Genomic DNA, 22,632 nt, shown 5'->3' with positions numbered 1-22,632 from the left:
ATAAACGCACGAGATTGACTTGTCATGGCATATGATAGTGAAAAAAGGGAGGACCCACCATGCTTCATATTGTAAAATCCGGGGAATCACTTCATTCTATATCTAGGGATTATCGGGTTAGTCTCCAACGCCTTCAAGCTGCTAACCCCGGAATCGGTCAATATTTACACATAGGACAGAGAATCCAAATTCCCGGACTTCCAGAACCTAGTACCATTCCATATCGGATTGTAGTATCAGTCAGCAAAAGAAGACTATCTCTTTACCATCATGATAAGCTTATGAAAATTTTTCCGATTGCAGTGGGTAAGATGTTAACCACGACCCCGATTGGTGACTTTGTGATTGTGAATCGACAGTATAATCCCGGTGGACCGTTTGGTGTGTTGTGGATGTCGCTTTCGAAACAAGGCTACGGTATCCATGGGACAAATGATCCAAGTTCAATTGGCAAGGCCGTTTCCCACGGATGTATTAGAATGTACAATCGCGATGTGATACAGCTTGCGGACATGGTGCCGAATGGAACAAGGGTAATGATTCAACCATAAGAAAAAGAGGCTGACATATAGGATTCAGCCTCTTTTTAATTAGAAATAAATTATGCTTTTGCTGCTTGAATTTGCAGGTTGATTTTTACTTTATCACCAACGAGTACGCCGCCTGTTTCAAGGGCTGCATTCCATACCAAGCCATAATCAGAACGGTTAAGAGTACCTGTTGCACTGAAACCGGCCTTTTCATTTCCCCATGGATCTTTTCCTTGACCTTCAAAAGATACTGCAAATGTTTCTTGCTTTGTAACACCACGAAGTGTTAAATCACCAGTTACATTATACTCGCCTTCATCTGTTTTTTCGATATTGGTTGCTTTGAATGTCATCTTTGGATGATTTTCAACATCAAAAAAGTCTGCAGATACCAAGTGGCCATCACGATCTTTATTGCGTGTATCAACGCTTGCAGTTTCAAGAGTAAATTCAATGTTTGCTGTTGTTAAATCTGCAGGATCTGCTTCGATTTCCGCAGTAAAGTTTTGGAAAGTACCTTTTACATTTGCAATCATCATGTGGCGAACAGAAAAGTCTACAGAGCTGTGTGCTGGATCCAATACCCATTTAGTTTTTGTCATTATTAAAATCTCTCCCTTTTTAGTTTGAATGTATTTATCTTGAATTTGAAATAACTAACTTCGAGATAAATTATAGTATGGAGTCGAGCATATTGTCAATTGTTTTAATAAATTATTTTTTTTGTTTTTTTAAATACACACTTGGCAAAATATAAGAGGGGTAACTATCGGGTAATGAGGGAAAAGGGCAATAAAAAAAACGCCCAATCGGCGTTTACTAATCGTGGAAGAAACTTCTTGAAAATACGGCTAGGGCATGATAAAATGACATTTGGTATCACTCGCATTTATGTTAAGTTATTTAAAATATCCCTATAATAACATTAACATATTTGGTTTGCATTTGTCAACAGGTAAGACCAAATTTTTTCTCGGGAGTGGTTGGATGAGCGATTTACAAACTAAGGACTGGATATTGGAACAGGAACGGGTGAATTCGGTTGTTGTCGAGATCGATAAAAAAATAGATAAACTTACTCACAATGCCGGGAAGGTTGGTGCTGATGTCCTTGAGATTCGAAAAACCTTCTGGGAGGATGTAACAGTCAATTTAGACGAACCAGACGATATTATTGAAACATACGCAAGTATTAAACAGCAGTCAGAATTTCTATCCGAGCGAGAACGGACGCATCGGCAGCACGGTCAACAGCTCAAAACCTTGGAAAAATTAAAAAATTCACCTTACTTTGGCAGGATTGATTTTTTTGAAGAGGGAGAAACCTCCACAGATAAGGTTTATCTTGGAATAGCTTCTTTAATGGATGAACACGATGAGAATTTTCTAATTTACGATTGGCGCGCTCCCATTTCCAGCCTGTATTATGATTACCCTCCGGGACCTGCGAAATATGAAACACTTGAAGGAACCATAGAAGGGAACATGGAATTAAAACGTCAATTTATTATCCGATCATCGGAAATTAAAGGAATGTTTGATACGGGAGTCACAATTGGCGATGAAATGCTCCAGGAAGTGCTAGGGAATAATGCAAGCACACAAATGAAAAGTATTGTCGCAACCATCCAACGTGAGCAAAATGCCATTATTCGCAATGAAAAAAGTAAATTGCTTATCGTACAAGGTGTGGCTGGCAGCGGGAAAACATCCGCGGCACTTCAACGAGTCGCTTACCTTTTATATCGCTATCGAGGGACATTAAAATCAGAAAATATAATGCTTTTCTCCCCAAACCCATTGTTTAATAGCTATGTGGCGACGGTATTGCCCGAACTTGGTGAGGAAAATATGCAGCAATCCACCTTCCAGGAATACTTGAATCACAGATTGGCAAGAGAATTTGATGTAGAAGACCCATTCTCACAAATTGAATACTTGTTAAGTGCCCCAAGGGATGTTGATTATGAAACGAGAGTTAACGGGATTCGTTTTAAGGCTAGCCTTGATTTTAAGAGTTTCATTGACGACTTTGCTGCCGGATTATCCCTTTCCGGTTTAGCTTTTAGGGATTTAACATTTAGAGGAGATATTCTAATTTCCAATCGGGAAATTTACAAATATTTTTATTCACTTAATCAAAAATTCTCCATTCCAAATCGGATCCAACTTGTTCAGGAATGGCTTTTGAAAGAATTGAAGAAATGGGTCAAACGAGAACGCACGCGGAGCTGGGTCGAAGAAGAAATCCAATATTTAGAGAAAGAGGATTATTTGGAAGTCTTTAAGAAACTTCAGCAGAAGAAACATTTTTCCGATAATACATTTGATGATTTTGAACGGGAACAACTCCTTCTTGCTGACATGGTTGTCAAAGAAAGATTTAAGCCATTGTTTGCCGCTGTAAAGGGCTTGCGATTTATTCATATGCCACAAATTTATATGCAATTGTTTAATAGTGGAGAAAACTCTGGAGTCAACTTGCCTTCTGAATGGGCACAAATCTGCGAACAAACAGTAGAAAAAATTAGTGAAATGGTCATTCCATATGAGGATTGTACACCGTATGTATATTTACAGGATTTGATTGAAGGTCGAAAATCAAATACAGCCATTCGCCATATTTTTATTGACGAGGCTCAGGACTATACACCGTTTCAATTTGCATTTATCCAAAGATTGTTTCCCTATAGCAAAATGACTTTGCTAGGAGATTTTAATCAGGCGATTTTTTCCGGTGCGACCGGTGCAGGTACAGTATTAACTGAAACAGGTAATGAAGAGAAAGAGATTGAAACATTTGTTTTGACAAAAACCTATCGTTCAACAAAAGAGATTGTTGAATTTACTAGGCAATTGGTCGAGGGGGGCGATGAAATTGAGCCCTTTAACCGTTCCGGCGATAAACCGACAGTTGTTAAGACGGACAGGGCAAACTTAAATGAATTGATACTCAATAAAATTAATGAGTTAAAGCCGCGTGGCCACCGTACGATAGCGGTAATCTGCCGGACTGCAGCGGAAAGTATCCAAGCATTTCAGGCGCTCCGGCAAGAGGTTTCACTTCATTTAATTGAAAAAGGAACAATTTCCTATGAGAAAGGAATTCTTGTCATTCCATCTTATCTTGCAAAGGGAATCGAGTTTGACGCAGTGATCCTTTACGATAGTTCGCAATATCGTGCGGAAAGCGAACGGAAGCTGTTTTATACTGTCTGCACTCGTGCCATGCACGAACTTCATATGTTTGCCACGGATGGAATCAGTCCATTAATGGAACATGTTCCAAAAAGTACCTTTATATTTCGCTAAAATAAAAAGCTGCATTGAGCATCCTGTGTTCAATGCAGCTTTATTAATGAATTATTTTTGCCATTGTTTTTGAACTTGTTCGAAGGCAAGTCGAAAAATTTCTTCATCGGAGGTGTTTCGATCAGTAATCACGTTAGTCCAATAACTTATTCCTTCGAATGTAATGGCTACTTCAATCTGTACCATAAATAATCACCTTTCTTCTATAAATAAAATTTCACAACGTTTCACAGTATTCGCGCGAACTTATTCTTATGACAAAAATCTTCAGCGGGACAAAGGTGTTAAGAAGAATGATAAATGAAGCTCGTAAAGGAGAATATGTGTTAAAATTGAGGAGGTTTTCAAATTATATCATGATCTCCCAGAAAAATGGAAGGGGGATTTTTTGTAGAAATTTGTTAATAAAAAAACTTCCGATACCCGGAAGCTTTCATACTTCTACGTTCATAAACTCTGCTGCAAATTGCTGCACTAAATTTTTATCAAGGTTATTTCGCCGTAATAAGGACTCCGCAACGACCAGATGGTTTTGTATCAAAACATTTCTTTTTAAATCACGAATAGATATATCGCCATTTAACAATTGAATGGCTTTTTCTTTGATGTCTTGATTCTTTGATGAATGGTACAGAAGATAGGAAATACAAGTGATTTTATCCACAACTAACACTCCTCATCTACCAAGAATCGAACATTACTATATTCAATTCGACGGCAATCTTATTTTTCCTTCTATTTTTCAGAAAATTGTTGATATAAAGGAATTTTGTTGAATATTGCTTATTTGTGCTGATTTTTATATAATATGGAAGGGATAAACACTTACGGTAACAACAGGGGAAATTACCTTTCGTCCCAACTGGGATGGGAGGTTTTTTGTTTAACGATAAACCGCCGCCTGTTGGTGAATTTTTATACATAAATAGGAGGAAACTCAGGTGAAAGTAACCCTAATTAAGGAATTATACAGAAACACCGAAAGCTTCATTGGTCAAAAAGTACAAATTTCTGGTTGGATTCGTACAATCCGTGATTCAAAAACGTTTGGCTTTATTGAATTAAATGACGGAAGCTTCTTCAAGAGTGTTCAAGTTGTTTTTGAAGACAAATTGGAGAACTATAAGGAAATTGCCAAGCTGCCAATCAGCTCTTCAATCAAAGTAGAGGGCGATTTTATTCACACGCCAAATGCAAAGCAGCCGTTTGAAATCAAAGCGACAAGTATTGTCATCGAAGGAATTTCCAACGTCGATTATCCATTGCAAAAGAAGCGCCATTCTTTTGAATACCTTAGGACAATCGCCCATTTACGACCTAGAACCAATACCTTCGCAGCTGTATTCAGAGTAAGGTCGCTTGCGGCTTATGCACTTCACAAATTTTTCCAGGATAGTGGATTCGTTTATGTGCATTCTCCAATCATCACTGGGAGTGATACCGAGGGTGCGGGAGAAATGTTTAGAGTTACCGCTCTTGATATGAACAATCTTCCGAAGAATGAAGAAGGAAAAACCGATGATACAAAAGACTTCTTCGGCAGAGAAACGAATTTGACTGTTAGCGGCCAGCTTTCGGCTGAATCTTTTGCCTTGGCTTTCCGTAATGTCTATACGTTTGGACCGACATTTAGGGCGGAAAACTCCAATACTTCCAGGCACGCAGCGGAGTTTTGGATGATAGAACCGGAAGTTGCTTTCGCGGAGCTGCCTGATATTATGGACCTTGCTGAAGATATGGTCAAGTATGTTATTGACTATGTACTCGAGCAGGCTCCTGAAGAAATGAGTTTCTTTAACAGTTTTGTTGAAAAAGGCTTATTGGACCGTTTAAATAATGCACGTAATGCAGATTTTGGCCGTGTAACTTATACAGAAGCCATTAATCTTCTAAAAGAATCAGGGGAAAACTTTGCCTATCCAGTTGAATGGGGGCTGGATTTGCAATCAGAGCATGAACGGTATTTATGTGAACATGTGTTCAAAAGACCGGTGTTTGTAACGGATTACCCGCAAGAAATTAAAGCCTTCTATATGCGATTAAATGAAGATAACAAAACTGTTGCTGCAACTGATTTGCTCGTACCTGGCATCGGGGAGCTTATCGGCGGCAGTCAGCGTGAAGAACGGGAAGAAGTTCTTGCTGGCAAGATTAAAGAATTGGGCATGAGTGAAGAAGATTATTGGTGGTACTTGGAATTGAGGAAATACGGCGGTACGAAACATTCAGGATATGGAATCGGTTTTGAACGCCTTATTATGTACTTAACTGGCATGACTAATATTAGAGATGTCATTCCGTTTCCTAGAACACCAGGAAATGCAGAATTTTAAAAGTTTGATTTCAACAGACTCAGTATTTTTGAGTCTGTTTTTTTATTTGGCTCTTAAAAATAATTAATTCCATAGTTGATAAAATTAATTTTTTGATAATAAAATATAAAAAATATTAATTATTACTTTCAATTCTTAAACAATTAGGGTATGATATGGGTAAGCTTAGGAAAGGAGTTCCAAATGGCATATCCATTAATTACAAATTGTCCCGTTTGCAGTAAACAACTTACCATTACTAAACTCCAGTGCAAGCATTGCCATACGACGATTGAAAATGAATTTGAATTATCTAAGTTTGCTTCACTTGGTCAGGAACAGCTTCATTTTATTGAAATTTTTCTTAAATGCCGCGGCAGTATTAAGGAGGTTGAAAAAGAATTAGGTATTTCCTACCCGACAGTAAGAGGAAAGTTGGATGACATTATATCAGCTTTGGGTTATTCCACAGTAAAAAAACAGGAAATTGACAAGAAAAAAATCGTCTCGATGTTGGAAAAAGGTGAAATCACGGCCGAGGAGGCCATTACTTTATTAAAAGAGGGGGAAGTGTAGATGAAGGATGAAATTTCACGTGTATTAACATTGGTGGAGGAAGGCAAAATTGATAAGGAAAAGGCCACAGAATTGATTAATGTGCTGCAAGGAAAAGAAGAACCGTCAGTCTCATTAGCTAAAGAAGAGATCCCTTACGGCAATAAAATGTTAAAAATTCGCGTTACTTCTCATGAAGGGGATAACGTCAACGTAAACCTTCCGATCAATCTGGTCAAAGCTGTACTAAAGGTAGGAACAAGTATCGCCGAGAAAATACCTCAGGCCGAAATGTATGTGAAGGATATTAATGTGGATTTATTAATTGAAGCCATTGAAAACGAGCTGGACGGACAAATTGTCGATATTACTTCGGCAAATGGCGATAAAGTTTTTGTGGTGATTGAGTAAACCATGTTAAAAGTCAAAGTAAAAATGAAAGATAAGCGGTTCAGTATTCCGGTTCCCTATATATTCCTGAATCTGGTCAGTATGATCATTACATCGAAAAAAATGAATGGTGTTATCAATAAAGCAATCGAAAAAGATGGTGCAAAATTTAGCTTTCCCCAGATAGACAGGACCGATTTGAAGCCATTGCTTAAGAGTTTAATACAACACAAAGGAATTACCCTGGTGGAAACTAGATTAAAGGATGGAACAGAAGTGTCAGTAAAGCTTTGAAGCATTACCAGATAAAACGGTAATGCTTCTTTTTTGTAAAAAAACAGCATGCAATTTCTGCATGCCCAGATTGTCGAGAAAGGGTATACTTCTCGGCAATTTTTTATTTTTATAGAAAAGCCGATTACATTAAAATTGTCCCTGCTATGGGTCTGGTGATTTCCGCCAGGACATAATCAACCTAAGGAATTGCAACACACCTTTTCCGGTCTTTATAAGTTTATCGTAATCTTTTTCGTGTTGGGCAAGCCGCGGTTAGAAGAGCCAACTCACTTGTTTATTTTATAAAAAGGACTATTTTGTTGTTCGAGCTCATCAGACGCTAAAGCGAGTTTGATAAGTAAGCGGAGAAATTCCTCTTAATTAGAAATTAGCACTGAAAATAGCTTGAATAGGCGGAAGGATTCCGGTTATTAACCGGAAAAACGTGAAAATGAGCAATTTTTCTTAGCTTAGGCGGAAAACCTCCGCTTAAATTCCACGAAATGAGCTATATTCTTTAGTTTAACCGGAAAATCTCCGCTTATAGTTGTGCGGTGTTTATGCTGCCGAAGTCTTTCTTGTGGAGCGCAAATCAACAGACACATCGAATAGTGGGTTTATTAATAATGAAATATCAAATTAACGCGGTGAATTGTTAAAGAAATAATACAAAAAAATGCCGTCGAGAGTTTTTCTCGACAGCCTGAGCATGCATATTCTGCATGCTGTTCATCATGATTAATTATTTAAATCACAGTCTTTTAATGGAATTAGCTTCGTTTTCTTCGTAAATTTATATCCAAGCCAGACGATGAAGAACAATGGCAAGCCGATATAGGAGACGAGAACTCCGTTCCAATCAATTTGATCCCCCATAAATGCTGAATAATTTTGACCTAACACAACGAATGCACAGACTGCAAAAGCAAAGAGAGGTCCAAATGGGAAAAGTTTTGATCTGTAAGGTAATTTATTTAAATCCCTGCCTTGTGCCACATAGGCCCTGCGGAAACGGTAATGGCAAACCGCAATTCCTAGCCAAGCGATAAAACCGGACATTCCTGATGCATTTAAGAGCCAGACATAAACAGTTCCATCACCAAATAAGGAAGCAAGAAAAGCAAGTGTGCCTACCAATGATGTGGCAAATAAGGCGTTTACCGGCACGCCGCGCTTATTTAATTTAGCGAGAAACTTTGGTGCCTTGCCCGCGCGTGCCAAATCCCAAAGCATTCTAGTTGAAGCGTACATACCAGAGTTACCGGCAGATAATACAGCTGTCAAAATTACGGCATTCATGACAGATGCTGCAAAAGCGATGCCTGCTTTTTGAAAAACAAGCGTAAATGGACTTAGTGTCACATCTCCGTTGGCCAAGTTTTCATTCGTATAGGGAATTAACAGACTAATAACCACGATGGCTAAAATATAAAACAAAAGAATACGCCAGAAAACAGTCTTTACAGCACGTGGAATGGCTTTTTTCGGATCTTCCGTTTCCCCTGCAGCAACCCCCAATAATTCAGTTCCCTGGAAGGAAAATCCTGCTGCCATAAATATACCTAACATTGTCATAAAGCCGCCGTGGAACGGGGCATCACCTATCGTAAAGTTTTTAAATCCAACTGCTTCGTCACCTATGATTCCAAAAATCATTAAGGTACCGGCAATAATAAAAACAATAACAGTGATTACCTTAATGAATGAAAACCAATATTCCGCTTCGCCAAAACCTTTTACAGAAAGATAATTGAGTAAAAACATAATAGCTAAAAAGATACTGCTCCATAATAAAGATGGAGAATCTGGAAACCAAAATTTCATAATCATCGTTACGGCAGAAAGTTCAGCAGCAATTGTAATTGCCCAGTTATACCAATAATTCCAGCCTAACGCAAATCCAAGGCTAGGGTCGACAAATTTAGTAGCGTAGGTACTAAAACTGCCGGCTACCGGCATATAAGTGCCCATTTCCGCTAAACCTTGCATTAAGAAGTATACCATGACACCAATAATCATATAGGAAAGAATCGCTCCACCTGGTCCAGCGGTATGAATGGCACCGCCACTCGCCAAAAATAGTCCGGTTCCGATTGTACCGCCAAGTGAAATCATCGTTAAGTGACGAGATTTTAAGCTGCGTCTTAATTCATTGTTATTTTGTTGTGGTGTGAGATCTTCTGAATATACGTTTTCCTTTAATGCTCTAGCAGTTTGCATCGTTTTGACTCCTTTTTGAATTATTTGGAAGGAGTTTGGAATAAAAAATGCCATCGAGAAGCTTCGATGGCATGATTAATACCCAACATCATACCTTCCGAAAGATAGCTCAACATGTTTGAATGGTAAGTCCAAACATGACAGTTCTGTTCCTGTTCGGAAACAGCCCCAGCATGCCTTTTCAGAGACCAAAGCATACTTCGGCAGTTTTTCCTTTCAAACGGAGTCGAAGATGTCTCTGCATCTCGTCCGCTTTACTTATAAAAACCGCGACCTCTACCTCATCGGTTTGATGAGGATTGTTTTATTAAATTAATACATTACTAAAGTATAAATGTTATTGTAGAAAAGTCAATGGAAAAATTTGCAGATAATTGATTATTATTGTAATAAACTATCTAGTTTACATCATCAATGAGAATCGGTATTATTTTTTAAAAGAAATGCTTTACAGGCGGGCAGGAGGAGAAAGCGTTGCGGCTTATTGGATTAATCATCGGCTCCCTCATTGTAGTAGTCGGTTTCAACCTTTTTCTTATTCCACATGAGGTATTGAGCAGTGGACTAAGTGGGATTTCGATGCTAATTGGATTAATTACCCCAATAAATACGGGATTGGCAAATTTTCTGTTGAATCTCCCTTTATTAATAATTGGTTATAAAATGCTTGGGAAAAAGTTTATTATGAACTCCATTTTTTCAGTTATTATTATTTCCTTCGGTCTTTACATAGTGCCGGTTTTCCCCGTAGCAAATGACATGATTTTATCATCGATATTTGGAGGAGCATTAACTGGTCTCGGAGTTGGGATCGTTTTCCGCTGCTCAGGTTCTACTGGTGGATTTGATATTATTGGGATGATTGTTTCTAGGAGTAAGGACTTCCCTATCGGTGATTTACTGTCAGGAATGAATGGTGTTGTCATTGTGATAAGCGGGTTTATATTTAATTGGGATTCAGCTCTATATACATTAGTATCGATTTATGTCACTGGTAAAGTAGTGGATGCGATCTATACGGACCACACGAAGTTAACCATAATGATAATTACCGATAAAGGACAGGAAATGAGAGAACATTTACTGAATAATTTGTACCGTGGATTAACGGTCATGGATGGTGTCGGCGGTTATTCGAATATGAATCGTAATATTTTAATAACAGTCATTTCAAGATACGAATTAAATGATGTTAAAAACCTAATCAAAGAAGTGGATCCGTCCGCTTTCGTTAATATTACCGAAACGATTGAGGTAATGGGGTTATTTCATCGCCCAAGTCCTCAATAATATTCTAAAAAAATAATCCCACACTAGGGTAATTTTTTTAGCTAATTCAATATTAACAAACAATTCAGAAATCTGTTATACTTTAGGATATCGAAAAAATTCCATGGAGGCAGTCCAATGTAAAATCCCCTTACTTTTAGTAATATAAAAAACTAAATAAAAGTGAGGGTGGTATTATGTCCAATTTTATCGGAAAACAGAAATCGTTCCGGTTTCTTTGGGTAGGACAAATGTTTGCCAATCTGGGAGATATATTATATATCGTTTGTTTGATAAAAATGATTTTTGATGCAACTGGCTCTGTTACCTATATGGCCCTTGTTCCTTTTATAAACACATTCTCGGGATTGGTTAGCGGATTGTTGGCCCCGTTGATCATCAATAAGTACCGTCTGAAGTCGATTTTAGTCTTTTCACAATGTGGGAAGACAATTCTGTTGCTGATTTTATGTGTTTTTGTTGTTACTCTCGAAGCCAGTGGGTTATTTTTTCTCTATTTACTCATCGCTCTGGTTTCATTTTTGGATGGCTGGGCGACCCCTGCACGGAATGCGCTTGTTCCCGGTTTGGTAAAGGAGAGTATACTAGTAAAAACCAACAGTTTATTATCGATTTCAGACCAGGTGATTCAGTTGATTGCCTGGCCAATTGGAAGTATTTTTTTGGTGGCTGCCGGCTATGGAAGAATTCTTTGGCTTACCTTTTTCCTGTACATGATTTCAACTGTTTTGATGATCCTAATCTCCCCGCCAACTACTCAATCACGCAGCAGTGGAAATCAAACACAAACAGAACTATTAATTGAGGGCTGGAGACTGATTTGGAACTCAAGGCAGCTCCGGACAATTAGTTATATGAACATACTTGAGACATTTGCCAACGGGGTTTGGATTGCCGCGATATTGTTTGTTTATGTTTCCGAAGCATTAAATAAACAGGAAAATTGGTGGGGGTTTATTAATGGAGCGTTTTTCGGAGGGATGCTTTTTGGCGGCTTTGTCATTTATCGTCTCTCAAAACACTTGGAACAAAATCTAGGAAAAACAATTCTATGGTCAACTTTTTGTTTAATCGGGATTACCTTTGTATTCGGAATCACAACGATTCCTTGGCTGGCTCTGCTCCTGTCATTTTTATTTGGTTTGCCTCAAATGGCCCGGGATGTTGCTGAAACAACGATTTTCCAAAAAAGTGCAAGAGACGGGCTGCTTGCTAAGGTTTACTCCGCGAGAGGAACGCTAATTTTTGCAGCCTTTGGCATATCATCGCTTGTCATGGGATGGATAACCGAACAATTTGGGGTGCAAACGACATTTATGACGGCAACAATCTTGTTTATCTGTTCGTTTATGGTCGCCCTCGTAAATAAAAGAAATCTAGAAGTGAAGCACAAAATTAGAGAATGAGAGGACTATTATTATGAGGCCAATCATCTTGGGCATCTTTGCTGCCTTCTTTTTTGCATTTACGTTTATCTTGAACAGGTCCATGGATTTAGCAGGGGGAAGTTGGATCTGGAGTGCGACGTTACGGTATGTTTTCATGATTCCTTTTCTGCTGGTGATTGTATTGGCGAGAAAAAACCTATTACCCCTTTTTAAAGAGATGAAAAAATATCCCGGACATTGGGTGTTATGGAGTTTCATTGGATTCGGCCTATTTTATGCCCCGCTTTGTTTTTCGGCTGCTTATGCTCCAGGCTGGCTGATCGCCGCAACCTGGCAAATTACGATTATTTCTGGTGCGTTATTGTCACCGCTCTTTTACGAAACCGTAACGACTAAAGCAGGACAGATATCCAAACGAGGGAAAATTCCATATAAAGGATTGGGCATGTCTTTGATTATTCTGCTCGGAATAATTTTAATGCAGATTCAGCAAACAGGTAATCTTTCAAAGCTGGCGATTATCCTGGGAATCGTACCGGTAGTAATTGCTTCTTTTGCCTACCCGCTGGGGAATCGAAAAATGATGGACCTTTGCGGGGGGCGATTGGATGTTTTTCAACGGGTTCTAGGTATGACTTTGGCCAGTATGCCTTTTTGGCTGGTGTTAGCTTGTTACGGATTACTGACAAAGAGAACACCAAGCATGGATCAAGCCTTTCAATCAGGATTGGTCGCAATTTCCTCAGGGGTGATTGCGACTGTCTTATTTTTTCAAGCGACCGACCTTGTTCGGGGGAATATGCAGAAGCTTGCAGCAGTGGAAGCAACTCAATCCATGGAAGTTTTGTTCGCACTTCTAGGAGAGGTATGGCTGTTAAAAGCAGCATTACCGGACCCGGTATCCTGGGCAGGTATTCTATTAGTTATGGGCGGGATGATCCTTCATAGTTATATAACCAATAAAAACTCACTGCCAAGAAACAAGAAAGTTAGTGCATAATCAATAATAAAAATCCTTACCAGAATGATGGTGAGGATTTTTTCTGTAGCTTTCAGATGATTAGCCATTTAAGTAAGGGGAAAGTTTTTCAATTATTTCCTCTAATATCGCAGCATTCTTCCTATACATCGCCTTTGATTTCTCGCAATCCGTGGAAAGTGAAAAGATTTCTAAATCGGCCTGTGTTTTCTTCAAAGTTGCCATCAATAGCGGTCTTTGCTGTGGTGCAGGAACCTGAATTTTATCATCGTACAAGTCAATGGTTAGCTCACCATAGGAATCCACCTGGGCCATAAATACGTTATCAAGTGTGGCATTCATCTTTTCCAATTCCGTATAAAGCCATCCTCTTCCCTTACCAGAAGCACGCAATCCTTCTTCAATAATACTTCCGTCCATAATGACTGTCTGGGGTTCTTTTTCATTTGGCATTTTCATTTGCAAGTCTTTTGGAGTCAAAGGGCGGTTTTCTTTCTTCAACAAAGCTGTAACATTGCCGCGTGGCTCCAAAATGGCAAACTCTACATCCGCAACTTTGAAAATATTTTGCTGCCGAAGTAAAGCCGATAATTCATCAATCGTATACCGTTCCTTTTTTAAATTATCCTCCAATATTTTTCCGTCCTTAATAATTACCGTTCCTTTTCCTTCAATAGCATCTCGAAAAAACTTGCTCTTTAACGAGAAAATGTCAACCAAGATTGTAACCAATCCAAAGAGTATAATGGCTAGAGCTCCCTGTAAATAGTTTTTTTCCAATCCAGTAATAGCTTCGCCGGCTATGCTTCCTATTGTGATACCAGACACGTATTCAAAAAAGGAAAGCTGCGAAATTTGTTTTTTACCAATAAGCTTTGTGGTCAGAAATAAGACAACAATAAAAATAAATGAGCGATAGATAACTTCCCAAAAACTTTCCATATTATCACCTCAGGTTATGAGCCCTTGTATTGCGGTTCTAAACGTTCAAGTTCTAATACACGATACTGAAGATCCTTTTTTACATTTCCAATAGCATCCGCGGCCTCATGAAATACAGATTGCGCCTCTGTTTCTATAGAATTTAACGCTAGTGCAGCTAGTTGGTTTTCTATGCTTTTTATTGTTGATAAGCATTGTTTTACATTAGAAGCTACCGTCATGCCAGGCCTCCTTAAATGTTTTAAATGGAACAGATTTTAAGCCAGCAATTGTTTGCTTAACCTGTGTTCCAACTGTCATCTATGTTACCTTCTTTCAGGAAAAATGGTCTTACAGACCTAGTATGTCAACAATTATATTGGTTATGTATTTAGGGGAGGATGAAATAGATGGAAATAACTGAAAAAGAAGAAAGGTCTTTCATTTCGTGCATATAGTTTTTATATAAACGTACGTGAGGTGATTGGATTGATTAAAATCAGCAAAGATGATTTTGTCCCAGGATTTGTTCCTCACCATAACCATGGCTCTGTTGATTATACCGGCATGAGTTCCGGTCACGTTCATCAGTGTTTGGATGTTACATCACCACCGATTCCGACTCAGGACGGGGGCCATATTCACTATACGGAAGGATTTGTCCTATTCGAGAATGGGCATACCCACCATTACCGCGCCTATTCAGGACCAGCAATTCCGGTAGGAAATGGCATGCATGTACATTATTACGACTTTTACACCTCAGAGGATGATGGACACAACCATCATGTTAAGGGTGTAGATCATCCGGCGCCTGGAACTAAATAGCCATTTAGGCCAATCTTTTTCATAGATTGGTTTTTCTTTTTTTAGATATTTTTGAATTTTCTTGAGGTAAATACTGTTAATTTAAGGTAAAATGAAAGATGCATTAGACATAAAACAGGGGGTAAGATTTTTGTTAGCACTAAAGAGAAGGGAATTCAGTGAGGAAAATTCTGTAAAATTGGTGGCTTATACGATTATTTTGTACATAAGCAGTGCATTTGTCCCATTTGTCATAGTGGCATCCTATCAAAGCATGGTTTATTATTCCCGTTCACAATGGTTCTTTGCCACACCGTTCTCAGCTTATATAGCCTTTATGGGTGGAATGTTATACATAGCTGTATTGTTAACATTATATCTAATTTTTAGGCAAAGGTGGGATGGATCTGCCTTTAAATGGATTATTGGACTTCTGATTCTTATCAGTCTTCCTGTCTTTTTTTTAAGTCTAACCAATTACTACTATGTAGACGATGATGGAATCCACTATAATCAATTAACCAGCCTTAAAGAAGATGAGTTTAAGTGGGAAGAAATGAAGACTGTTCATATTGTTTATCGAAACCATCAGGGCACCACCAGTTATTATCAATACAAATTTGAATTAAAGGATGGCAGAGTGGTTACCTTGCCATACAATGAGAAATTTGATGAAAATAGACGGAGGGTCAACGAAAAAGTAGAACAGAACCAAATTAAAGTAAAAGATAATTTTGATAACCCGGTTAAAGACTAAAAAACGAGGCTTTCCCTTTACGGGAAGGCCTCGTTTTTCAAAATGTTCACAAATACGACACAAATATTCCGTTTATTCTTAATTTTCAGTGCTATACTATAGATGTAAAAAGAAAACAGTAAATAACATCTTAGGAGGCTCAACCATACGTGTTCGTTCCGTTTGTGAACGAATAGTTAGGTTATTCCATACTCATTTGCAAAGGTGGAGCGATGAAAACTTTGGAACAAGAGTAAATCCTTAACCAACCTTTTAAATGCGACTCGGGTAAACTAAAAGAGTTAATTTAAAAGGATCTTATTCGGCTAAAAAACTAATAAGATAACTGGTAAGCATTTGCATGATTCTGAAATATCAAGTCAATAAGTGATATTTAGTTATCACCTTCTTAATTCAAAGCTTTTATTGCCAAGAAACCAAAACAACTGAAGGAATAGAGAGTTTCCATCGGTACTAGACCGATAAATATGTTTCTTTTTAGGAATTTGAATTCCATTTAATATGTGAATTAATTCCTTCAACGGAACAAACACACATCGTCTAATATTTCAAAGTTCCCCATTAGCTCGAAAGATGACTAATTGGAAATAATTAATGAAATTCAGGCTGGTGTCATGGTTGGGTCTCCTAAGATGTTAAAGCATTAAGGGGCTGCTTCTCAAAAGAAGGCAGCTTCTTTTTATTGTTTATAGATAAACTCCTGCATACAAATCCCCCATTGTTGAGAAAATAGGATGGGAAAGGAGTGAATAGGGTGTCTAAGAAAAATGAAAAAAAGAACAACGGACCATCTCTTGCTCCAGGGATGGATGACCAGGAAGAGTTGGAGCAACGTGCATCTGATACGGAAATTGCGAACGGCGAGTACACAAGGGTCGTTACTCTTTCATATGATGAGGTTGATCCAAGCTAATACATCGAAACTGCCTTGTATAGGCAGTTTTTTTTGTTAATAAAGTCAAATAAATATACAAAAAAGGGTACTCTTCGTTATTCTATAGATAAGGCCAAATGAAAGGGGCAGGATAATGGCAGGTTTTCAGGAAATTAATCTTAATGAACAACGTGAAACAGTTGCTGCAGTTATGGAAAAGACACAACATCGAAAATTGACAAAGACTAAGATTTTACAACGAATTCTTTTAATTACATTTGGAGCACTCCTGATGGGGGTGGGTCTTGAAATTTTCCTCGTACCGAATAATGTTATTGACGGCGGAATAACTGGAATATCGATAATCCTTTCATATCTCACCGGATTAAAACTCGGAATTTTTCTATTCATCTTAAACATCCCATTCTTCTTCATTGGTTATAAACAAATCGGAAAAACTTTTGCATTATCCACACTTTATGGAATTATTGTTCTTTCCATCACCACCACATTACTCCACCCGGTACCTGCTTTTACACAGGATATTCTCCTAGCCACTATTTTTGGGGGATTTGTCCTCGGCATCGGTGTCGGAATTGTGATTCGTTACGGTGGGTCCTTGGATGGAACTGAGATTCTAGCGATTCTCTTTAATAAGAAACTCCCGTTTTCAGTTGGAGAAATTATCATGTTTTTTAATCTTTTTATTTTGGGAAGTGCCGGTTTTGTCTTCTCTTGGGACCGGGCTATGTATTCACTAATTGCCTATTTTGTTGCCTACAAAACAATTGATATTACGATTACAGGTCTTGATGAATCGAAGTCGGTTTGGATTATTAGTGACTACGCTATAGAAGTAGGGGAGGCCATTTTGAATCGGCTTGGACGCGGGGTTACGTATATAAACGGTGAAGGGGCTTTTTCTGGGGATGATAAAAAAGTGATCTTCTGTGTTATCAATCGTCTGGAGGAAGCAAAGTTAAAGGAAATTGTTACCGAATATGATCAAAATGCCTTTTTGGCAGTTGCGGATATTGCCGAAGTTCGCGGAGGCAGATTTAAGAAGAGGAATATTCATTAGGATAGGGAAATCGTATTTTGGAAAATAATGAAGGCAGCGTTTTTTGCACATTTGGGATGTATTAGTGAAAATTAATTGGCTTTTTGTAATTTTTGCAACGAATATGTCGTTTGTTGTAGGAAAATTCTGTTTATTTTAATCATCATTTGTCGCACTGTGCGCTTGCCTTGGAAATAATTTTTGAAAAAATTGAAGATTTCCTAAAAAAGATGGCGGATTTCCCGGCCATCTTTTGTCAATTTAAAAGAGAAGTTCATATACCTCATTTAATTGATAGGCCCTTTTTTCATCTTGTTCCTGTTTTGCATATTCAATCTCATCAGGAAGGATTTTATTTAAAAAATCAATTTCCTCTGCGTCTAAATCACGAACAAAGGCGCACTCTGATTGATATTCGCCTTTGGACAGTTTTTGGAATAATTGCTTTCCTTTCGTATGGTTATCAGTATAATTTGATAATATTTCCTTAAGATAGCCTAAGGTTTTATCCATGCTTTCATCCATCCTTTCTCGCCTTTAGTCTTTAACCAGGATGGAATTATATTCACCAGTTTCTTCGTGAAATAGGAGTTTTAGCTGATTGTAGTGAATAAGAGGTCAGATAAAAAAAGCCTTTCATTTCCAGATAGGAAAATCAAGGCTTTTTGTGGCGTATTATTTTGTACAAGTAATAATTCGATGGCTTAGAATATCATGATACTTTATAAGCATATTTCCGTGCTGGTTTAATATCGCGAATAACTCAGGCTCAAAATTCAATGAAAAATTAAATTCTTGTGCTGTGTTGTTATTAACAAAGTCAACCTGTTGGTTTGTCAAATCGATATTGGTGAATCCAGATTCTGCGAGCAGATCCCTCCAATCAGACTCTAAAAGTAAGGAATCAATATTATAGAACTTTTTGATTTCTACCTCTTCTTGCGTACTAAGCTTTTGATTGATTGTCATCTCATTAGCGATCAATCGTCCGCCTTTTTTTAATACCCTGTAAAATTCGCTTAATGCCTTTGGTTTGTTAACAAACGCCAGGACGGATTCAGATAAAACAAAATCGAAGGAATGATCCTCCAAGGGGATATCTTCTATCGACCCCTGAATCAATTGAATCGGCAATTGTGATTTTAGAAAGCGATTCTTCGCTTTTTCAATCATAATTGGATTTAGTTCTAATCCGGTGATTTTCGCTCCGTATTGCTCATATAAATAAGCAGCCGTCTGACCAGTGCCGCAGCCTGCATCCAAAATTTTCGAATCTTTCGATATTTCCTCCTGAGCCAGTATATGTTTGGTCAAGTTTATTCCGCCTGGATGGGCTCCGCCAATTCCAAATTTGGCCAAAAAATCAATATAAGATAAACCGCCCATAGACACCACCCTAATACTTTTTTTGCATCTTATGTTAGTGAGCGGAGATAGGTTCACTTTCTGCCCATGTTTTATATATAGTCGCTTGTTTTATGACGGTAAAAACATTATGTAAACTGGGGGGAGAATCCATTAACTTACAAACCAGCTACTCATTCCATATCATATTCCTAAGAAATCTGTGCAAATTAAGCAAATGGAAGGGTGCAATGTCCTTTCCAATGACTTAAAAGGAGTGCATGAATATGAATAAGATGCGATCACTGCCGTTTATCCGAATGTTTAAGCGAAAACGTAAGAGTAATCGAGCAATGTGGGGGTCGCTAATCGGATTGGGTTTAGGTGCCGCAGTTTTAGGACTGACTAAAGGAAACCGCAAGGATTTTGCACCTCCCATTTCATCTGCAGTCAAAAATTTCAAACCGAAAGTGAATTTTCCGGGCATAAACAATATTGTAAAAAATATTGCACCTAATCTTAACCTAGACCGAATGGACAATGCCGCACTAGCCGAGTTCTCAGAAGAGTTGTTAGAAAGTGCACTAAATAAGAATGACCAAAAAAGTCCGCTGTAAAGTGGACTTTTTTGGTTAATAGGGAAGATTGGGGATTTTTCTTGGTTGATAATTAATGCTCTCTGAAGAATAAACCTTAATGACCAACATGCCGCCTAGCGTTCTGGCACGAATTAATATTGGTTGATTATATTTATTCTTAAATTTGAAATCAGGACCATACCAACTGACAGTTGCATCTCTGCCAGAGGGTATATAAGGAACTTGCCTGCTGTGAGAAAATCGTTCTACCATCTCAAGTCCTGCATTATCAACTGCATTAAAAAGGGTCGAGGATACTTGGCATATACCACCGCCGATATCTTCGTCATATTCTCCCCTGACAATGACCTTTGCTCTCAGATAACCTCGTGCCTTAGTGCGTTTACCAACAACCCTGTTAAAGGAAAAAGTTTCACCCGGAAACACCACGTAATTGTTAATCGCTTCCGCTGCTATTTTAATATTGGTTGAGCGATTTTTATTTTGTGGATTGAAGGATGTTACGTATCGGCCAATCCGAAATGTACGAATCTCACTTAGCAGCTCGCTATCCACTTTAGGATAAACGGAAGTCATCGGAAGTTCGATACTTGCCGGCCTCTGATTATAATAAAAGCCATAAATTTGTGCTGTTAAGGTATCCCGTTGGATTTTATAGCCTACTTGTTCGGGGATAATATTTCCATTCTGGTCAAGGTACGCATTAACGGGTAAAAGAGAAACCTTTTTATCAAGTTGTTCGAGAAGTTGTGAGTATTTTTTTGTGTTCATGATTGGTAAATCTGTATATGGATAGAAGAAGTCCATAGTGTTAATCTTTGTAATGGTAGAACCTTCCTTTGTAATGGATAAGCTATCGGTCGTTTGGATAGGGGCGGCCAATAGCAAAATACTTCCAATAATTGATAAAAACATATCCGAAGCCTCCTCATGTTATAATATCGGTATTACATTTCCATTTCATGTAACCAAGAATGTTGAATTTTTTAAAAAGGGATTGAAAAAAATTATAAAAAATATATTTAAGTCTTTACAAAAGTCAATTTTTATATTATTATCATTATTGATAATGATAATAATAAATGGGAGCTAATAAAAATGAAGGAATCAAAAGTCGATGTCATTTTACATCCAGTACGTATGAGAATTATTCAGAACTTAATTAACCAGCAGCTGACATCACAGCAATTAAAAGAAATGCTTCCGGATATCCCGCAAGCGTCCTTGTACCGAAATATTAAAAAATTGGTAGAGGCTGAGGTGATTGGGATTGTTGATGAAATCCCTATCCGTGGAACGGTGGAGAAGGTATATTCCGTTAATGATCAACACCTTTCAATAACCCCTGAAGAAATGAATACCCTTTCAAGGGAAGAGCATTTGGGCTTTTTTATCAATTTTATGGCCAATTTGATGGGGGAGTTTGAACGTTATTTAAGCAAGGAAAAAATTGATTTAATTTCCGACGGGGTTAGTTTTCGGCAAACGTCATTATACTTAAGCGATGCCGAATTTGCACAATTTGTTAGTGACCTAAGGACTGCTTATGCAAAGGTAACCCCGAATAAACCGGATAAGGGAAGGAAAAAAAGGACGTTAGCCACCATCATCATTCCGGGGGAGATTAACGACACGGGGGAGAAGGGAAATGAAAGCGATTGAAAAAGAGGTTACGATTCAAAGTAATGTAAAATTAAAGGGGACGCTATCTATTCCGGAGACCACTGCTGAAAAAGCTCCGGCCATTTTAATTATTCCTGGCTCAGGGAAAATCGACCGAAATGGAAAAGTAAATGAGAAAATAAATTTAAAGCTATATGGACAGCTGGCTGAATTTTTAACGTCAATAGGGTTTATCAATCTCCGATATGATAAGCGTGGGGCTGGAGACAGCGAAGGCAATTTTTTATCTGCAGGTTTATGGGATTTTGTGGATGATGCCAGGGTGGCGGTTCAGTACTTAAAAAGCCTTCCAGAAGTGGACCCGGATCATGTAATTGTTTTAGGACACAGTGAAGGCGGGGCAATTGGAACAGCCGTAGCGGCGAGAGATGAACTGAGCGGGTTGATTTTAATTGCAGGTGCGGTCGAGGCATTAAGCGAAGCATTAAAACGACAAAGGGATATCGCTGTCCAGGACATACTAAATGCGGAAGGCTTTCAAGCGGGATTACTGCGCTTGATGGGAGTACACAAAAAGGTGGAGCCACAGGCACAAAAGCATCTCGAAAAAGTGCTGAACTCCACAGAAGATGTCATAAAAACGGGGTTTGTCAAAACCAATGCTAAGTGGTTCCGAGAGCATTTTTCCTACGATCCAAAAGAGGATTTGGCCAAAATAAACTGTCCGGTACTAGCGATTACTGGAGCACTGGATATTCAAGCAAATCCGGAGGTATTAAAGGAACTTCCTCGTAATGTGAAAGGTGATGCTGAGTACTATGTGATTCAAAACATGGGGCATTCCTGTAAATTCATCACAAAACCATCAACGATGTTTACTGTAAAAAAAGATTTGCCAATGGAGGCAAATCTACCGCTTCATCCTGAATTAGTGACAAGAATACAAGGCTGGCTCCAGATTCATGTCCTCCAATATTCAACAAAACAATTGGTATAATACAGAAAAATGAGAGTGTTCGTTTGTTCTCTCAGATTGCCGAGAAAGGTATTATTCTCGGCAATTTTTTTATCATTCAAACATGTCATGAGAGGTCAGTCTCATGACGAGTTTGGATGGATTTTTTCGTCAAACATGCCATGAGAAGCAGTATCATGACGTGTTTGGCTGGATTTTTTCCTTAAACACGTCATGAAAGGCAATCTCATGACGTGTTTGGATGGATTTTTTCCTTTAACACGTCATGAGAGGCAGTCTCATGACGCGTTTGGCTGGATTTTTTTAAAAAACACGTCATGAGAGGCAGTCTCATGACGCGTTTGGTTAGATTTTTTCCTTAAACACGTCATGAAAGGAAGTCTCATGACGCGTTTGGCTGGATTTTTTCCTTAAACATG

The 22,632-nt window shown here is 38.3% G+C and carries 25 protein-coding genes and 1 riboswitch; of the genes, 16 read left to right on the top strand and 9 right to left on the bottom strand.

The genetic code is table 11. The features are described from left to right. Nucleotides 1-59: 59 nt before the first annotated feature. Complete coding sequence (locus tag ACZ43M_RS17790; RefSeq protein WP_464503864.1) at nucleotides 60-551, top strand: L,D-transpeptidase family protein; 492 nt, start codon at nucleotides 60-62, stop codon at nucleotides 549-551. Between the two features lie 50 nt (nucleotides 552-601). Here ACZ43M_RS17790 and ACZ43M_RS17785 read toward each other — a convergent pair whose 3' ends face one another. Further along, nucleotides 602-1,132 (bottom strand): YceI family protein, encoded by a 531-nt coding sequence (locus ACZ43M_RS17785; RefSeq protein WP_464503863.1) that lies wholly within the window; start codon nucleotides 1,130-1,132, stop codon nucleotides 602-604. 385 nt (nucleotides 1,133-1,517) lie between these two features. On the opposite strand from ACZ43M_RS17785, the gene helD reads away from it, so the two are divergent. Beyond that, complete coding sequence (helD, locus tag ACZ43M_RS17780) at nucleotides 1,518-3,842, top strand: RNA polymerase recycling motor HelD (RefSeq protein ID WP_464503862.1); 2,325 nt, start codon at nucleotides 1,518-1,520, stop codon at nucleotides 3,840-3,842. 51 nt (nucleotides 3,843-3,893) lie between these two features. On the opposite strand, the gene ACZ43M_RS17775 is transcribed toward helD, so the two are convergent. Both ACZ43M_RS17775 and ACZ43M_RS17770 read right to left on the bottom strand, forming a co-directional pair. Beyond that, nucleotides 3,894-4,028, bottom strand: a complete 135-nt coding sequence (locus ACZ43M_RS17775; RefSeq protein WP_464503861.1) for a BA3454 family stress response protein — start codon at nucleotides 4,026-4,028, stop codon at nucleotides 3,894-3,896. Nucleotides 4,029-4,275: 247 nt separating this feature from the next. After that, nucleotides 4,276-4,506 carry a hypothetical protein gene (locus ACZ43M_RS17770; RefSeq protein ID WP_464503860.1) on the bottom strand — a complete coding sequence of 77 codons (231 nt, stop codon included), beginning with the start codon at nucleotides 4,504-4,506 and terminating at the stop codon, nucleotides 4,276-4,278. Nucleotides 4,507-4,783: 277 nt separating this feature from the next. Here ACZ43M_RS17770 and asnS point away from each other — a divergent pair, with 277 nt between their 5' ends. The 4 genes from asnS to ACZ43M_RS17750 all read left to right on the top strand — a co-directional run bounded on the left by asnS (nucleotide 4,784) and on the right by ACZ43M_RS17750 (nucleotide 7,393). Further along, nucleotides 4,784-6,175, top strand: a complete 1,392-nt coding sequence (gene asnS, locus ACZ43M_RS17765) for an asparagine--tRNA ligase (RefSeq protein WP_464503859.1) — start codon at nucleotides 4,784-4,786, stop codon at nucleotides 6,173-6,175. Nucleotides 6,176-6,358: 183 nt separating this feature from the next. Next, the gene (locus tag ACZ43M_RS17760; RefSeq protein ID WP_464503858.1) at nucleotides 6,359-6,730 is read left to right on the top strand and encodes a DUF2089 family protein; all 372 of its coding nucleotides are present in this window, start codon (nucleotides 6,359-6,361) and stop codon (nucleotides 6,728-6,730) included. Then, on the top strand, nucleotides 6,731-7,120 hold the full coding sequence (locus ACZ43M_RS17755; RefSeq protein ID WP_464503857.1) for an SHOCT-like domain-containing protein: 390 nt from the start codon (nucleotides 6,731-6,733) through the stop codon (nucleotides 7,118-7,120). Nucleotides 7,121-7,123: 3 nt separating this feature from the next. After that, nucleotides 7,124-7,393, top strand: coding sequence for a hypothetical protein (locus tag ACZ43M_RS17750; protein WP_464503856.1), 270 nt, complete (start codon nucleotides 7,124-7,126; stop codon nucleotides 7,391-7,393). Nucleotides 7,394-8,113: 720 nt separating this feature from the next. Here the strand turns inward: ACZ43M_RS17750 and ACZ43M_RS17745 are convergent. Continuing rightward, complete coding sequence (locus ACZ43M_RS17745) at nucleotides 8,114-9,595, bottom strand: amino acid permease (RefSeq protein WP_464503855.1); 1,482 nt, start codon at nucleotides 9,593-9,595, stop codon at nucleotides 8,114-8,116. Nucleotides 9,596-9,692: 97 nt separating this feature from the next. Continuing rightward, nucleotides 9,693-9,882, bottom strand: a riboswitch (Lysine riboswitch). Between the two features lie 187 nt (nucleotides 9,883-10,069). Here ACZ43M_RS17745 and ACZ43M_RS17740 point away from each other — a divergent pair. From ACZ43M_RS17740 to ACZ43M_RS17730, 3 genes are all read left to right on the top strand, one after another. Then, complete coding sequence (locus tag ACZ43M_RS17740) at nucleotides 10,070-10,885, top strand: YitT family protein (protein WP_464503854.1); 816 nt, start codon at nucleotides 10,070-10,072, stop codon at nucleotides 10,883-10,885. A 176-nt stretch (nucleotides 10,886-11,061) separates the two neighbouring features. Then, nucleotides 11,062-12,291: an MFS transporter gene (locus ACZ43M_RS17735; protein WP_464503853.1), complete on the top strand. Its 1,230-nt coding sequence runs from the start codon at nucleotides 11,062-11,064 to the stop codon at nucleotides 12,289-12,291. Between the two features lie 13 nt (nucleotides 12,292-12,304). Further along, nucleotides 12,305-13,273, top strand: a complete 969-nt coding sequence (locus ACZ43M_RS17730; protein WP_464503852.1) for a DMT family transporter — start codon at nucleotides 12,305-12,307, stop codon at nucleotides 13,271-13,273. 60 nt (nucleotides 13,274-13,333) lie between these two features. Here the strand turns inward: ACZ43M_RS17730 and ACZ43M_RS17725 are convergent, their stop codons facing one another. Beyond that, the gene (locus tag ACZ43M_RS17725) at nucleotides 13,334-14,194 is read right to left on the bottom strand and encodes a DUF421 domain-containing protein (protein ID WP_464503851.1); all 861 of its coding nucleotides are present in this window, start codon (nucleotides 14,192-14,194) and stop codon (nucleotides 13,334-13,336) included. 14 nt (nucleotides 14,195-14,208) lie between these two features. Further along, the gene (locus tag ACZ43M_RS17720) at nucleotides 14,209-14,415 is read right to left on the bottom strand and encodes a DUF1657 domain-containing protein (protein WP_464503850.1); all 207 of its coding nucleotides are present in this window, start codon (nucleotides 14,413-14,415) and stop codon (nucleotides 14,209-14,211) included. Between the two features lie 247 nt (nucleotides 14,416-14,662). Between ACZ43M_RS17720 and ACZ43M_RS17715 the strand changes: the two genes are divergently transcribed. The 4 genes from ACZ43M_RS17715 (at nucleotide 14,663) to ACZ43M_RS17700 (ending at nucleotide 17,692) form a co-directional block, all read left to right on the top strand. Continuing rightward, nucleotides 14,663-15,001 carry a YmaF family protein gene (locus ACZ43M_RS17715; RefSeq protein WP_464503849.1) on the top strand — a complete coding sequence of 113 codons (339 nt, stop codon included), beginning with the start codon at nucleotides 14,663-14,665 and terminating at the stop codon, nucleotides 14,999-15,001. Between the two features lie 130 nt (nucleotides 15,002-15,131). Further along, a complete protein-coding gene (locus ACZ43M_RS17710) occupies nucleotides 15,132-15,737 on the top strand; it encodes a hypothetical protein (RefSeq protein WP_464503848.1) in 606 nt (201 codons plus the stop codon). A gap of 754 nt (nucleotides 15,738-16,491) precedes the next feature. Continuing rightward, a complete protein-coding gene (locus ACZ43M_RS17705; protein WP_464508124.1) occupies nucleotides 16,492-16,650 on the top strand; it encodes a hypothetical protein in 159 nt (52 codons plus the stop codon). A 172-nt stretch (nucleotides 16,651-16,822) separates the two neighbouring features. Continuing rightward, nucleotides 16,823-17,692, top strand: a complete 870-nt coding sequence (locus tag ACZ43M_RS17700) for a YitT family protein (RefSeq protein WP_464508050.1) — start codon at nucleotides 16,823-16,825, stop codon at nucleotides 17,690-17,692. Between the two features lie 240 nt (nucleotides 17,693-17,932). Here ACZ43M_RS17700 and ACZ43M_RS17695 read toward each other — a convergent pair whose 3' ends face one another. Continuing rightward, nucleotides 17,933-18,184 carry a sigma-G-dependent sporulation-specific acid-soluble spore protein CsgA gene (locus ACZ43M_RS17695; protein WP_464503847.1) on the bottom strand — a complete coding sequence of 84 codons (252 nt, stop codon included), beginning with the start codon at nucleotides 18,182-18,184 and terminating at the stop codon, nucleotides 17,933-17,935. 162 nt (nucleotides 18,185-18,346) lie between these two features. Then, entirely contained in the window at nucleotides 18,347-19,057 is a 711-nt protein-coding gene (locus ACZ43M_RS17690; protein WP_464503846.1) for a class I SAM-dependent methyltransferase, read from the bottom strand. Between the two features lie 245 nt (nucleotides 19,058-19,302). Here ACZ43M_RS17690 and ACZ43M_RS17685 point away from each other — a divergent pair, with 245 nt between their 5' ends. Next, the gene (locus tag ACZ43M_RS17685; protein WP_464503845.1) at nucleotides 19,303-19,632 is read left to right on the top strand and encodes a hypothetical protein; all 330 of its coding nucleotides are present in this window, start codon (nucleotides 19,303-19,305) and stop codon (nucleotides 19,630-19,632) included. A 15-nt stretch (nucleotides 19,633-19,647) separates the two neighbouring features. Here ACZ43M_RS17685 and ACZ43M_RS17680 read toward each other — a convergent pair whose 3' ends face one another. Continuing rightward, nucleotides 19,648-20,529, bottom strand: a complete 882-nt coding sequence (locus ACZ43M_RS17680; RefSeq protein WP_464503844.1) for a VanW family protein — start codon at nucleotides 20,527-20,529, stop codon at nucleotides 19,648-19,650. 183 nt (nucleotides 20,530-20,712) lie between these two features. Between ACZ43M_RS17680 and ACZ43M_RS17675 the strand changes: the two genes are divergently transcribed. Both ACZ43M_RS17675 and ACZ43M_RS17670 read left to right on the top strand, forming a co-directional pair. Then, nucleotides 20,713-21,276, top strand: a complete 564-nt coding sequence (locus ACZ43M_RS17675; RefSeq protein WP_464503843.1) for a helix-turn-helix domain-containing protein — start codon at nucleotides 20,713-20,715, stop codon at nucleotides 21,274-21,276. Then, nucleotides 21,263-22,234, top strand: a complete 972-nt coding sequence (locus ACZ43M_RS17670; protein ID WP_464503842.1) for an alpha/beta hydrolase — start codon at nucleotides 21,263-21,265, stop codon at nucleotides 22,232-22,234. The genes ACZ43M_RS17675 and ACZ43M_RS17670 overlap by 14 nt, the downstream gene beginning before the upstream one ends. The last annotated feature ends 398 nt before the right edge of the window (nucleotides 22,235-22,632 follow it).

The organism is Neobacillus sp. B24 (genome assembly GCF_055381825.1).
This window is presented reverse-complemented; position numbering and strand designations above follow the sequence as displayed.